The following is a 12,757-nucleotide window of genomic DNA, read 5'->3' as shown; positions in this document are numbered from 1 at the left end:
CAAGCGCAGTAAAATGAACAATATCAACCGGGTGCCGATTTGATATCTAGTTGATTATCCGACTTCATATTAAGACGCCATAAAATGGTCATCATAGCTAAAATAGCGTAAAGCACAATCGCAGGCGGGCCACTGTGCGTGTTTTCAAACATCCCTTGGATAAAGACAGCAACGAATGCAGCCATGAGACAGCGCCCCCAACTTCTTATAAAATCGTCTTTTCCATATTTAATCTTCTTCCATCCCATTTGGATAAATGCAAATATTATATAGAGATACAGTACAAGGCCTACAAGGCCGAGTCTAACGGCCACATCAATCAATAAGTTGTGAGGAGCCTTATAAGCAATTGGTTGCCTATAGTTAGTAGGCACCCTTGCATTGTATTTGTCTAAAAGCTTTTCATCTGCATACGTTTGCATCCCAAAACCGATACCAGTGATTGGGTAATCTTTAATAACTTCGATAAAATTATAAGCTATTCCTGTTCTAGGATCGTCCCGTAATTTATTTATAATATTTTCCATGTTGAGACGGTGCCTTACAGGCAAAAACGCGATAGCGATTAAAAGAGATACAGTAAAAACCATCAATACCTTTTTATTTTTCAGAGATAATATAGTTAATGAAAAGACCATAGCAAGCAAGGTGCCGCGCGTTTGCGTTAAAAGTGTTGCCAGAGATGTTATTATTAGGCAAATAACGAGGAAGGTTTTACGATATACATTTGTTACCTGGCGGAAAAGGTATAATGACAGGATAATTGCAAATAAGGTTACAATGCCAATAATATTAATTGGGATTTCAGTAAAACCGAGACCAAGTTGGGTTGCTATATCATTTCCCAGGAAGAAGTAAAAATAAGTGATTGCCCAGGTTGAAAAAGCCGCTGCTGATAAAATTATGATCCATATTAGAACTCCGAGCCGTTTCTTAGTATTAAAAAAATTGACCAATAGATAATAGAAAGCCAGATACTTTAGTAAATGTGCATAAAAATCATGGATGCTATTTGGCTTATCAAGCGCAAAAAAGAGGCCAAAGAAACTCCAAAGAACAAACAATGTAAAAGGGATGGATAAAGGTGTCTTAAAGGAAAAAGCAGTCTTTTTAAAAACCAAAAGCAGAAGTACGATGAAAGCCGAAAGATAAAAACAAATTTCTTTTATAGTAGTTGTGTGGGGAAATGGGTTGAAGAATAGGAATATTCCCATTAACAGAGGAATACTTATGTTGAGCGAGTTAATCGCCTTCCCGTTTAATTTAAGTTTTCTTAACTGATACATGGGACTTTAAGCTATATCGTACATACAGTCCGTTTTTTGATAATTTATAATAAGAGGAGCTACGGCTCGAATACCCCGGTTATATATCATACTTTCCTATAAATTTCATTGTCTTAATGGCACCGTAGTGGTATGAAAAGTGTAAAGTACGGTCAGCTAACTTCTTATTTCTATGGATATCGTATCCATTTGGCCTGCTTACGGTCAGCGCACAGCCAGATTTGGGGAGTCACAACGCATGCGTCTCAGAATTTTCATAAAAGGCGTGCCATTTTTTGTTTTTATGAAGGGAATGCCTCTATTTTTGAAAAATTATTATGAGATCAAACGACAGGCACAACAAACAAAAATGGGTCTCCCCTTTGGGGGAATGTATCCTTGTTTAGAGGACAGGTATAAAGAAAGCGGAATCGCATCAGGACACTATTTCTATCAGGACTTGCTAGTTGCTCATAAGATATTCAAAAATAAACCAATTAAACACGTCGATATTGGCTCAAGAATAGACGGCTTTGTTGCTCATGTTGCATCGTTTAGAGAAATTGAAGTCTTTGATATTAGGGAGTTAAATAGTAATATTCAAAATATTCGCTTTAGGCGTGTCGATCTTATGGATAGAAATTTCAATTTAACAGATTACTGCGATTCAGTCTCATGTCTTCATGCGCTGGAACATTTTGGCCTCGGTAGATATGGAGATAGGTTGGACTATAATGGACACCTGTTAGGTTGGGAGAACATTTATAAGATGCTAAAAAAACGGGGGAAGCTTTATTTTTCCGTACCTATTGGTGAACAAAGGATTGAATTTAATGCCCACAGGGTTTTTTCCATAGAATATCTGTTAAACTTGCTGGGTGATAAATATAAAATCAATGCCTTTTCCTATGTAAATGATCGTGGCGATCTTATTGCAAATGCCGACTTAGAAGAAGTATCCATCAAAAACAATTTTTCGTGTCATTATGGATGTGGCATATTTGAGCTTTCCAAAACCTGATGATTTCGCAATCGCAAAAAATGGTAAGCTGCCTTGAGGGCGGTCACCTTACACCACCAAGACTCATTCCACTCCATAGGGACATTGTTACAATCTGTTCGACCAATAGCGCATGAATCATACTTCCGGGGTGAGAGTTGTGGATAATCGTTTGCAATATCACAGAGAAAGACATAATCTTCCGGTTTCATCAGGGCTGCCAGATCATTTCCCAGTATGGCCTCAGTTGTGCAATTTCCATCATAGGTCTGTACCCCTGTTTCAGCAGGAGGATAAACACGAATAGGGATTTGTTCATCATCCTGGTCTTGCTTGGGATTTATCAACGCACGCATAGCCCGTTTAAGCTTTTGGTTCCAAGATAATCGAGAATTGGGGTCCAGAGGTGTTCCTTCGACTGGTGGTGCATTCCAGCAGCGGACACGTGCATGACGGGGCAAAATATCGTGCATGTGAAACAAGGCGTTTCTCCGGTTCGTGGGCATTACATGCGTTTCAATGAACCAGCGTGCAAATGTCTCTGTATGGAGGCTATCCAGGAAATATATATCGTAATCTAATGGCCCCGGTTTTGACAACTTTCTCGCGTCCCCCACATGCAAGTTGACAAACTCTACCAATTGATGTTGTTTGAATAATTTGGCGGCAGCGTTTGCAGCTTTTGCGTCTAATTCATAGGTATCAAGTTTACCTTGGCCGTTCTTCTTAAGAGCTATCGCCATGAACATAGCTGAATAGCCTGAGGCAGTAGACATTTCCAGAATTTTGTCCGGCTTCAAGTATCGGATCAGGCAATACAGCAGTTGGCCCGAAAACCAGTCATATTGACCCGTTGTAGGAAACATAGTTTTGTTATAACGATTCTCGGACAAAAACTCTAATGCCCCTGTTTCGGAACCGAACTGCTCAATTGCCCTATGAAATAAGGTGCGGATATCTACGACAATCTCTTTCAAAGAAAAGATTTCCTCCACACGAGCCAAACAAAAATCAGAAGTATACGGTAACCTTGCTATAAGTCTTTTAATTTAATATGAATATAACTTGGGTGCATGTTTCAAAGAAACTTGACATATACATCACTCCAGAGAAATTCGCCATCCAATGAATTTACTCTCTTGTATAGCTCCTCAGGTCCTACCCAGTCTGTCAATAATAGATCCTTGATTCGCCAATCGACCTATTGATAAAAGGTAATTTCTACAATTTTTCGCGTCATAAAAAATTCCCTTGTAACTTCAAAAGATATTAAAGAAATCGGGCGGGTTAAGCCCCTTAACACTTGTTCTTCAAATCCTTCAACATCTTTTTACAGAATGCGGGGCGTCCATCTAAGCTAATTAACGTATCAAGTGTCGTGGTCGATAATTGTTTTGTCGATTATAATGACGTTTTTTGTCTTTTCCAAGCAAAAAAATCATTCTTTTAATAAGATTATATCTATGTTAAGTATTATTCGAATTCCTAAAATAATAGCCAACTTATGGACAATAAGACACCTTTCTCTGTAGCTATCATAACCAAAAACGAGGCAAATAACCTGCCCGATTGCCTCAAAAACATAGATTTTGCCGGGCAGATTGTGGTGGTGGATTTTGGGAGCACGGATGACACGGTAAAAATTGCATCAGACTTTGGGTGCGACGTATTCATCGAACCCTGGCGGGGATTTGGTCTCCAGAAACAATTCGCCATTGATAAGTGCAGAAATCGGTGGGTCCTTGTACTGGATGCAGATGAGCGAATCCCACCGGAAACCGCTCTTGCTATAAAACATATTGTTTCTAAAGATTCAGGAAGTATTGCCGGGTATAGCTTCCCCAGAAAAAACTACTTTCAGGGGCGATGGATCAGGCACTCCGGATGGTGGCCGGACCGGGTTATCAGGTTTTTTCAGAAGGATCGCGGCCAAATGTCCCCGGCAAACGTTCACGAATCCATCGTGGTCAATGGCCCTGTGCAGGACTTGGATGTGCCCATAGAGCATTACACTGAAAGTCGCCTCAGCCAGATTTTACTCAAGATCGATCATTATTCCGCCTTGGCCGCCCAAGAGGCATTTGACCAGGGCAGAAAAGCCTCGGTCTGGTCTGCTGCCCTGCGCGCAGTTCTTACATTTTTACAGGATTATTTTTTAAAATTTGGGGTCCTGGACGGCGCACAGGGATTCACCTTGGCCATTACCGATTCGGTGAATAAATTTTTTAAGTACGCCAAGTTAGCTGAATTAAATAGAGAGGGTAAGTCACGTACATATAAGGATCAATGAGTGGATTTTTTTGTCATAGGCCATCAATGGATATTTCAATCATTATCGTCAACTGGAACACGAAAGACCTGCTGCGAAACTGCCTGAACTCCATCTACGGGACAGTACAAGGTATCGCCCTTGAGATCAGCGTGGTTGACAATGCTTCTCATGATGGAAGCGTGGCCATGCTGCGCGGGGAATTCCCCCAGGTTAATGTGATAGAAAATAAAGAAAACCGGGGATTTGGGGCGGCCAATAACCAAGCTTTTGGTATTATGAAGGGTCGATATGCATTGTTGCTGAATACAGATACAGTTTTAAAAGAACATGCCGTTTATGAACTATTTTTTTTCATGGAGGCCCATCTGGAAGCGGCTATGGCCTGCGGACAACTTTTAAACGCCGATGGGAGCAAGCAGAATTCAATAGCAAATTTTCCCACCTTATTAACACTTCTTTTCAATACGCCCCTCCTCGAATACTTGTTTCCAAAGCGCTATCCAAGCAAGCGATATGATTATAAGGGGCCGATTGAGATTGATTCAGGGATTGGGGCATGTCTTATGGTGCGTAAGCAGGCCATAGATGAAGTCGGAATGTTCGATGAACGCTACTTTTTCTTTTTTGAAGAGACGGACTGGGCGTTACAGATGAAAACTGCAGGCTGGAAGATTTACCATGTCCCTTCAGCCTTTATTTATCATCTCCAGGGACAGAGTATCGGTCGGGATGTTCGTTCCCGGATCGAGTTTTATCGTTCCAGATACCAATTTTTCAAAAAATGGAAAAGTCATAGCTACTATCAACTTGTTTCTTTCGTTATCTTCGTACGTACCATCATAAATTGGTTGTTAACGTCGTTTGGGAATCTGATCACGTTTTTTACTAATAAAAAATTAAGAAATAAATGGGTAGTCAATTCAAAGCTTATACTCTGGCATTTAAACGGTTGCCCCTGAGTGGATAGATGTTTATTAAAGGTCAACCTCTTCAAAAAAGAGATACAAAAAATATCCTCATCATACAACTGGGGGATATTGGTGATGTGGTCTGGGTTACCCCGACCTTATGGGCCGTCAAAGAAAAATATCCGGACGCAAAAGTATCTATTCTTGTGTGGGAAGGTTTTGGAACAATTTTAGAGGAAGATCCGTCTCTCCATAAAATATTTGAGGTCAGGCGTTATAAAGGAAGCTTCTTTAAAAAAGCCATCGAGCAAATACGCTTTATAAGAGGCTTGCGTAAGGAACAGTTTGACCTTGTCTTTGATCTACGGGCCGGGGATCGGGGGGCAATAATGGCCTATATTACAGGCGCCCCGGTGAGAGTGTCCATGTTTTACCGTGACGTGCCCTTCTGGCGGAATATGTTATTTACCCATGTAGTCGATCCCCCGGTACCAACAAAAAAAACACTGGGAGCTGCAGAGCAATCCCTCCGTATTGTGAGAGAATTCGGCATCGATACGGAAAATATTGTCCCCAAATTGTGGGTTTCTGAAAATGTTAAAGAGCGGGCGAGGCAGATACTCGATCGCCAAAACATTCTTAACGTCAATCAACGATGGATCACACTGAATCCTTTTTCCAGGTGGCAATACAAGGAATGGGATTATGATAAATGGGTTAAAGTTATCGACTGGATATGGGATAAGTTCAAGTTTCCAACAGTCATCGTCGGCTCTCCCGAGGAAAAAGATAAGGCATCTGAATTGGTTAAAAAATGCCGCAGAAGAGTGTTTAGTCTCGCAGGCCAGACCACATTGGGTGAGTTAGCTGGAGTACTGGCCCTGAGTTTTTTACATATAGGGGTAGATAGCGCGGCTCCTCATATAGCTGCGGCTGTGGGCACTCCCACCATAACCATCTATGGTCCCTCAGACTGGAGGGACTGGGCGTCTCCAGGCGACATCCATAGAGTTATCACCCCCGATGACGACTGTGTGCCCTGTCATCAGAAAGGCTGTGATTCCATGGGGTGGAGTAAATGCCTTCATAACTTAGAAACGGATAAGGTACAAAGAGCTATTCAAAAGATGATGGATATATTAGCGTCGAGGTAGTATCTCTGAGTATAAAAAATTGTTATTGTAATTATTCGGGTTGTTTGGTTTACAGTTCACGGTTGGTTTCCTTATCTTCAACCCGTTCAATCTTCATCGCTTTCTAGCCGTGAACCTTGTAACTTTGAACGTGTGTAGTTACGTTTTATTAACTTAACAAGATGATTTTATTAAATCTTTTTTGCCTCGTCAATCAACATGACAGGTATATCGTCCTTGATCTCGTATAGGAGTTTACACTTATCACAGATCAATCCGTCTTTCGACTCGTTCAATCTGACATCGCCCTTACATTTAGGACAGGCCAAAATCTCTAAAAGTTCCTTGCTAATCATGGTAACTCCTTAATTGGACGTCCGCCTGAGCGGACTGGTACACGCAGAAAAATATTTGTCAAGTTGCCTTTTCCAGAAAAAAACATAACAAAATTTATTATAATCTCCCCAACTATATTTTCAGTCCTTTGGCAATAGGTTGATCCTGTTCCATATCACCTGCAAAACCTCTTCCACCTCGATTGTACTCATGCATCTCGGATCGGTACACTTTTTTTTGAAGCAGGGACTACAGGGCAGCTCCTTGCGAATAACCACATGGCCATCCCCAAATGGTCCCGTTCTCCAGGGGGCGGTAGGGCCAAAAAGGGCTACTACCGGTGTCCCTACGGCGGCCGCAATGTGCATAGGTCCGGTGTCCGTCGTCACCATCACCCGACTGAGGCTGTAGAGATGAGCCAGCTCCCTTAAGTTGGTTCGTCCGCAAAGATTAACCGCCCTCTCCTGCATCTGTTCCATAATTGACTGAATCGCAGCGTCATCTTCCTTGCCACCGGTAAAAATAACCGGGAGCTTAAGTTCCTTTATACAATGATCAGCCAGCAGGGCAAACCTTTTTTTATCCCAGAGCTTGCTGTCCCACTTGGCTATAGGGTTAATGGCCATAAAAGGCCCCGCGATCCTCTCATTTTCTAATATCTGTCTTGCGGAATGCCTATCAGCATCTGAGATGGAAATCGGAAAGTAATAACCATTTGGCCGCGCTCCAAGGTATCTTGCCAGGTTCATGTAACGCAGAATAGCATGTTCTTCGATATCATACGGAGGAACCTTTTCGTTCAAAAAAATAGAACTGCCTTCATCTCCCCGGGCATAGCCGATTTTTCGCTTGCCCCGGGCGAGAAAGATCAATAGCCCGCTCTTTAAAAGGGCGTGCAGGTCGAGAACAATATCGTATTCAGTATCTCTTAGTTCATGAATGAAGGATTTTATCTCGCTTATAGCCCTTTTTCTATTACCTGCGTGGCCGAGGGCCTTAAGCCAGCTTTTGCGTTTTGACACAATAAGGCGATCCAGCAAAGGATGGCCTTCGAGTAAACTGGAGGCGGCTTCCTCTACCAGCCAGGCAATGTGGGCCGAGGGAAATCTCTGGCGCAACGCGTAGAGGACAGGCAGGGAATGAACTACGTCGCCGATAGCGCTTAGTTTAACAATAAGAATCTTCATATCTCACCGCAAAGGCGCAAAGACCGCGAAGATAACATATTGTTATCAAAGAAAAAACTTTGCGTCCTTGGCGGCTCTGCGGTGAATACTTTCTTATCTTCTTCTTTTATCACTTCAGGTCCTTCTTTGCGTCTTTGCGGTGAGATGATATGTCCTGGAGTATCCACCGGGCTGCTTCATAAAGGTCTTCGGCCACAAAATCCGGCCTTATAGGACTTGAGTCGCCCTGATACATCAACTCCCCTCTGCCGTAACCGGTCAGTACCAGGATGCCTTTGGCCCCGGCATTATGGGCAAGCTCGATGTCCAGAAAGCGGTCGCCCACCACATAAGATTTCGAGAGATCAATAGCCAACTCTTGAGCCGCTTTTTTTAACAGGCCGGCTCTGGGCTTGCGACAATCGCAGGCCACCCGGTAAGAAGGAACAACGGCCTCGCGGTGATGCGGGCAGTAATAAATCCCATCGAGGCGCGCATCCTGTTCTTTCAGGATATCTATCATCTTGTCATTTACCGCGCCGATCAACTCCTCCGGGAAATATCCCCGGGCCGGGCCGGACTGATTGGTAGCCACAACTACCTTTAATCCGCTATTGTTTAAGAGCCTTATGGCCTCAGCCGCATGCGGGAGGATATGAAACCGCAAAAGGTGATTAATATATCCCATCTCTTCATTAATAGTCCCGTCCCGATCCAGAAAGACACCAATATTCAATTTCTATACTCCTCGTAATAGTCCACCGCAAAGGCGCAAAGAACGCAAAGTATTCCAATCTTGACGGCTTCGTAAAAAAGCCTTTTTCACTGCTGAGCACTTATTTTTCGTTGTCCGTAGTCCGTTGCAACAGGCTACTAACTATTGACTACTGAATGTTATCTCAGCGTTCTCGGCGAGCACCGCGGTAAATTTTACTTTTTGCGAAATCATCAAAATTGGTCAATAAGGATAGCGTGGCCTCATAGACCTCCTCCGTTGTAATTTCCTTCATGCAGCGAAAGTCTGCCGGACAGACCGTTTTCAGGCAAGGGCTGCAATCTATATCCTTACGCACGATCACGGCCCGGTCTGAAAATGGCCCGGTAGTCACCGGATTGGTAGAGCCGAAGATGGCCACCAGGGGAATATGCTGGGCTGCGGCTACGTGCATCAGGCCTGAATCGTTGGTAATGAAGACCCGGCAACAGGCCATCAAGGCCATGGCCTGGCCCAGGGTGGTCTTCCCGGCCATATTGATCACGCGCCCCGATGCCGCGGCTAAGGCCCCCTCCCCTACTTTTCTATCCGCATTAGTCCCGAAAATGACTACCCTGGCATCCGCCTGTCTTGTAAGCATCCCGGCCAATTCTACAAAACGTTCCGGCAGCCACCTTTTGGCCGGGCCATAGGATGCTCCGGGATTGATGCCGATCAGTTTATTATCATCTGAAAATCCCCCTGTATCCCCCTTTTCCAAAGGGGGACTTAACGTATCTCCCCCCTTAGTAAAGGGGGGGGAGGGGGGATTAGTTTCATTGTTCTTTGTGTTGCCATGCGACATGTGTGTTTCATTTTTCACACCCGCATCGAGGAGCGCCTTCTGTGCCCAGGCCATATCATCAGGCGCTGGTTTTAAAAAGAGCTGCGGCTTTTGCTCCACCTCCAGGCCCAGACCTTCCAGCATACGTAAGTAGTAATAGACCTGATGTATCTTCTTTGTCTTTTTTTTCAGGGGGACGCCATGTGTCAGGAGAAGACTCCTTGCATCCGTATTATAACCGGCACGTCTGGGGATGCGCGCCAGATAGGCCAGCCAGGCCGCCTCAAAGGCGTTTTGCAGTAAAATAGCCAGGTCAAAGCCTTTTTCAGCCAATTCCTTGGCCAGACGTACCTGCCCACGCAAACCCTTGTGGCTATGCATGCTGTCATAGCCAATAATGTGATCAATACAGGGATTGGCGGCAAAGACATCTTTGACCCAGGGCTTGGCCAGGATGCTTATCTTCGCAGCGGGGAAATTCTGCCGGATGGCCTGAATGGCCGGGGTGGTCATTATGGCGTCGCCGATCCAGTTGGTGGATCGGACAAGGATATTCTTAATGTCTTTGTCTTGCCTTAGCTGCATTAGATGCCCATACGCTCATCGATAAAAGACGCAAAATCAGACTCAAAGATAAATTCTGTCTTTAAGACACCGATAGGGATCGACATCCCTAATTCAATCAGTTTTTCAATTTTAACGGCGTCTTTTTCTGTAGTGATTATAAACTCTGCGCCTTTCCCGGCGGCCCTCTCCTCGATCTTTTCCAGGTCACCTCTATGATAATCATAGTGGTCACGATAAGCTATAAAATCAACCAGATCAATACCTAAACGAATCAGCATATTCCGGAAAGACTCGGGATGGGCTATACCGCAAAAGGCAAGGGCCTTCTTTCCTTTTAGTTCTGATAGGTTATGTGATGCCTTTTCATCTGAAAATCCCCCTGTATCCCCCTTTTCCAAGGGGGGAATTGACGGGTGGTTCCCGTCTTTTCCCAGAGGGGGGCTGAACGTATTCCCCCCTTTACTAAAGGGGGGTGAGGGGGGATTATTTTCATTGTCCTTTCTGCCTGTGCGTTGCACGCAGACAGGTGTGTCGCCATGCGAGATGTGTGTTTCATTTAATAAATAAAATGAAATCGGCTTACAGTAGCTTACAAAAACCGGTTTATCGGGGAATCTTTTTTGCAAAAAGAGCCGTTGTTCCTCCATGACAGACCCGGAGTCTTCCTCCGCATAGGTCAAAATAAAGGCATCCGCACGCTTAAGCGCTGAAAGGGGTTCGCGTAAAGTTCCGGCCGGAAATACACGCCCATTTCCAAAGGGTTTGACCGTCCGGAGAAGAAGGAGATTTAGATCTCTGGCCAATCCCAGGTGTTGGTAGCCATCGTCAAACAAGACCACATCGGGGCTAAAATCTTCTATGGCCCTCATCCCCACCGGGAACCGCTTTTTACCGATAAGAAGCGGAACACCCGGAAGACTGCTGGCCATCATGAACGGCTCATCTCCGGCCTCATCCGGACCAAGAAGGGTGCGCTGACCGTCAGCGACGATGGATACGGATCCCTTATTTTTTGCCTTATAACCCCGGCTCACTATGGCAACCTTTTGACCCTTGTCCTTTAGGTATCTGGCCAGCCATATAGTCAGGGGCGTCTTTCCCGTGCCCCCCAGTGTCAGGTTGCCAATGCTGATGACCCGGCAGGGCAGACTCCGAGTCTTAAAGAGACCAAAGTCATAAAGTTTTGCTCTCAATCTCATGATCTGGCCGTACAGATAGCCAAGAGGTGATAAGAGATAATTAAGCATTGTTACGAGTTACGAGTTGCGAGGTGCGGGTTGCGAGTTATGGTCTTGGAAATAAGGTCAACGGCCTTCTCCACTGCGCCTCTATTTTCCTCAATCACCTGAAAGGCCCTCTCCCCTGCCTTTTGGGCCAAAACATCGTTAGACAGGATAAGTTCTAAAATAGTTACAAGTTCGTTTTCACTATTCACCATGTAGCCACCACCCCTTTTTATCAGGGCCGCTGCCGCCTCTTTAAAATCCTCTGTGTGAGGCCCGAATACGACCGGCTTGGCATGGGCAGCGACCTCCAGGACGTTATGTCCCCGTTTCGGCACCAGACTGCCGCCGATAAAGGCTACCGTGGCCAGGGCATATAATTTCGAAAGTTCCCCAAGGGTATCAAGAACAACTACCTGAACCGTGTTACTTTCCGGCAACCCCGGGAGTTCAGTCCTTTTATAGGCCTCAAGGCCAGCAGATTGGGCCAGCCTCTTCACCTCGTCCGCCCGTCCCGGGTCTCGTGGAGCCATTAAGAGAAAGAGATCAGGATAAGTAAAAATTAACTTACCATAGGCCGAAAGGATTATCTCCTCTTCTCCTGCGTGGGTACTGCCAGCGATAACGACTTTACTTCCAGGAGGTATGTGCAGATTACGTCTTAACTCCCCGGTCTCCTTTTCTCCGACCTGAACGCCTTCCTGATCAAATTTCAGGTTACCGACCCTGTATATCTTCCGGGGACTTATTCCAAGCTCTATCATCCTTTCTTCGTCGGCGCGTGACTGCATGGCAATTTTGTCTATTAAAGAAAAAATAGGGCCAAAAAACAGGCTGAACCTTTTATAGCGAATAAAAGAAGACCCGGATATACGGCCATTAAGCAAAATAATCGGTGTCCCACGGCGTGAAAGGGCGCTCAGCATATTGGGCCACAGGTCGGTCTCAATCAGGACAAAAAGGTCAGGCCTGATGCCTTTAACTACCTGCCGCACCGACCAGAACAGGTCGAGGGGATAAGTAATCAGGTAATCGACCATGTCACCGAGTTTTTGCCGCGCGATACCCGCGCCTGTGGCTGTGGAGGTAGAGTAAATTATCACCCAATCCGGAAATCGCCGCCGCATCCCCCTGACCATGGCTGTTGAAGACATCACCTCACCCACGGACAGGGCGTGGATCCATATCCTGGGGCCGGAGTCATTTACCGCATTCATGGAAGGGGGGCGTAGCCCCAGCCGGTTTAAAATCCTCTGTCTGTACTTTGGCGTAAAAGCTATTTTAAGCAGGATAATTGGCAGACATATAGTAAGGAACGTTAATTGTAAGATGTTATACAGTATAAACAT

At 44.9% G+C, this 12,757-nt stretch carries 12 protein-coding genes; 4 read left to right on the top strand and 8 right to left on the bottom strand.

The window, feature by feature from the left end; genetic code table 11:
- Positions 1-23: 23 nt before the first annotated feature.
- Complete coding sequence (locus tag RDU59_08020; protein ID MDQ7838424.1) at positions 24-1,286, bottom strand: O-antigen ligase family protein; 1,263 nt, start codon at positions 1,284-1,286, stop codon at positions 24-26.
- A gap of 238 nt (positions 1,287-1,524) precedes the next feature.
- On the opposite strand from RDU59_08020, the gene RDU59_08015 reads away from it, so the two are divergent.
- Positions 1,525-2,286, top strand: coding sequence for a DUF268 domain-containing protein (locus RDU59_08015; protein ID MDQ7838423.1), 762 nt, complete (start codon positions 1,525-1,527; stop codon positions 2,284-2,286).
- On the opposite strand, the gene RDU59_08010 is transcribed toward RDU59_08015, so the two are convergent.
- Positions 2,250-3,242 (bottom strand): class I SAM-dependent methyltransferase, encoded by a 993-nt coding sequence (locus RDU59_08010; protein MDQ7838422.1) that lies wholly within the window; start codon positions 3,240-3,242, stop codon positions 2,250-2,252. The two genes, RDU59_08015 and RDU59_08010, sit on opposite strands and share 37 nt — an antisense overlap.
- A 527-nt stretch (positions 3,243-3,769) precedes the next feature.
- Between RDU59_08010 and RDU59_08005 the strand changes: the two genes are divergently transcribed.
- The 3 genes from RDU59_08005 to rfaQ are packed head-to-tail and all read left to right on the top strand — an operon-like array spanning position 3,770 to position 6,599.
- On the top strand, positions 3,770-4,555 hold the full coding sequence (locus RDU59_08005) for a glycosyltransferase family 2 protein (protein MDQ7838421.1): 786 nt from the start codon (positions 3,770-3,772) through the stop codon (positions 4,553-4,555).
- 26 nt (positions 4,556-4,581) lie between these two features.
- Positions 4,582-5,496, top strand: coding sequence for a glycosyltransferase family 2 protein (locus RDU59_08000; protein ID MDQ7838420.1), 915 nt, complete (start codon positions 4,582-4,584; stop codon positions 5,494-5,496).
- Between the two features lie 8 nt (positions 5,497-5,504).
- Entirely contained in the window at positions 5,505-6,599 is a 1,095-nt protein-coding gene (gene rfaQ / locus RDU59_07995) for a putative lipopolysaccharide heptosyltransferase III (protein ID MDQ7838419.1), read from the top strand.
- 170 nt (positions 6,600-6,769) lie between these two features.
- Here rfaQ and RDU59_07990 read toward each other — a convergent pair whose 3' ends face one another.
- The 6 genes from RDU59_07990 to RDU59_07965 all read right to left on the bottom strand — a co-directional run bounded on the left by RDU59_07990 (position 6,770) and on the right by RDU59_07965 (position 12,757).
- Positions 6,770-6,934 carry a Trm112 family protein gene (locus tag RDU59_07990; GenBank protein MDQ7838418.1) on the bottom strand — a complete coding sequence of 55 codons (165 nt, stop codon included), beginning with the start codon at positions 6,932-6,934 and terminating at the stop codon, positions 6,770-6,772.
- Positions 6,935-7,054: 120 nt separating this feature from the next.
- On the bottom strand, positions 7,055-8,101 hold the full coding sequence (gene waaF, locus RDU59_07985; protein MDQ7838417.1) for a lipopolysaccharide heptosyltransferase II: 1,047 nt from the start codon (positions 8,099-8,101) through the stop codon (positions 7,055-7,057).
- Positions 8,102-8,210: 109 nt separating this feature from the next.
- A complete protein-coding gene (locus RDU59_07980; protein ID MDQ7838416.1) occupies positions 8,211-8,816 on the bottom strand; it encodes an HAD family hydrolase in 606 nt (201 codons plus the stop codon).
- Positions 8,817-8,979: 163 nt separating this feature from the next.
- Positions 8,980-10,203: a lipopolysaccharide heptosyltransferase II gene (gene waaF / locus RDU59_07975; protein MDQ7838415.1), complete on the bottom strand. Its 1,224-nt coding sequence runs from the start codon at positions 10,201-10,203 to the stop codon at positions 8,980-8,982.
- Positions 10,203-11,432: a tetraacyldisaccharide 4'-kinase gene (gene lpxK, locus RDU59_07970; GenBank protein ID MDQ7838414.1), complete on the bottom strand. Its 1,230-nt coding sequence runs from the start codon at positions 11,430-11,432 to the stop codon at positions 10,203-10,205. The genes waaF (RDU59_07975) and lpxK overlap by 1 nt, the downstream gene beginning before the upstream one ends.
- Before the next feature lie 2 nt (positions 11,433-11,434).
- Positions 11,435-12,757 (bottom strand): 3-deoxy-D-manno-octulosonic acid transferase, encoded by a 1,323-nt coding sequence (locus RDU59_07965; protein MDQ7838413.1) that lies wholly within the window; start codon positions 12,755-12,757, stop codon positions 11,435-11,437.

The sequence above is a fragment of the Thermodesulfobacteriota bacterium genome (assembly GCA_031082315.1).
In the GTDB taxonomy this organism is placed as follows: Bacteria; Desulfobacterota; QYQD01; order QYQD01; family QYQD01; genus QYQD01.
Note: the sequence above shows the minus strand (reverse complement) of the source record. Positions and strands in the feature narration are given on the sequence as shown.

Excerpts from the sequence above, each read along its gene's own strand:
- waaF (MDQ7838415.1), bottom strand. The coding sequence starts at position 10,203 with ATGCAGCTAAGGCAAGACAAAGACATTAAGAATATCCTTGTCCGATCC.
- RDU59_07965 (MDQ7838413.1), bottom strand. The coding sequence starts at position 12,757 with ATGTTTATACTGTATAACATCTTACAATTAACGTTCCTTACTATATGT.
- RDU59_08000 (MDQ7838420.1), top strand. The coding sequence starts at position 4,582 with ATGGATATTTCAATCATTATCGTCAACTGGAACACGAAAGACCTGCTG.
- RDU59_08020 (MDQ7838424.1), bottom strand. The coding sequence starts at position 1,286 with ATGTATCAGTTAAGAAAACTTAAATTAAACGGGAAGGCGATTAACTCG.
- RDU59_08015 (MDQ7838423.1), top strand. The coding sequence starts at position 1,525 with ATGCGTCTCAGAATTTTCATAAAAGGCGTGCCATTTTTTGTTTTTATG.
- RDU59_07990 (MDQ7838418.1), bottom strand. The coding sequence starts at position 6,934 with ATGATTAGCAAGGAACTTTTAGAGATTTTGGCCTGTCCTAAATGTAAG.
- lpxK (MDQ7838414.1), bottom strand. The coding sequence starts at position 11,432 with ATGCTTAATTATCTCTTATCACCTCTTGGCTATCTGTACGGCCAGATC.
- rfaQ (MDQ7838419.1), top strand. The coding sequence starts at position 5,505 with ATGTTTATTAAAGGTCAACCTCTTCAAAAAAGAGATACAAAAAATATC.
- waaF (MDQ7838417.1), bottom strand. The coding sequence starts at position 8,101 with ATGAAGATTCTTATTGTTAAACTAAGCGCTATCGGCGACGTAGTTCAT.
- RDU59_08005 (MDQ7838421.1), top strand. The coding sequence starts at position 3,770 with ATGGACAATAAGACACCTTTCTCTGTAGCTATCATAACCAAAAACGAG.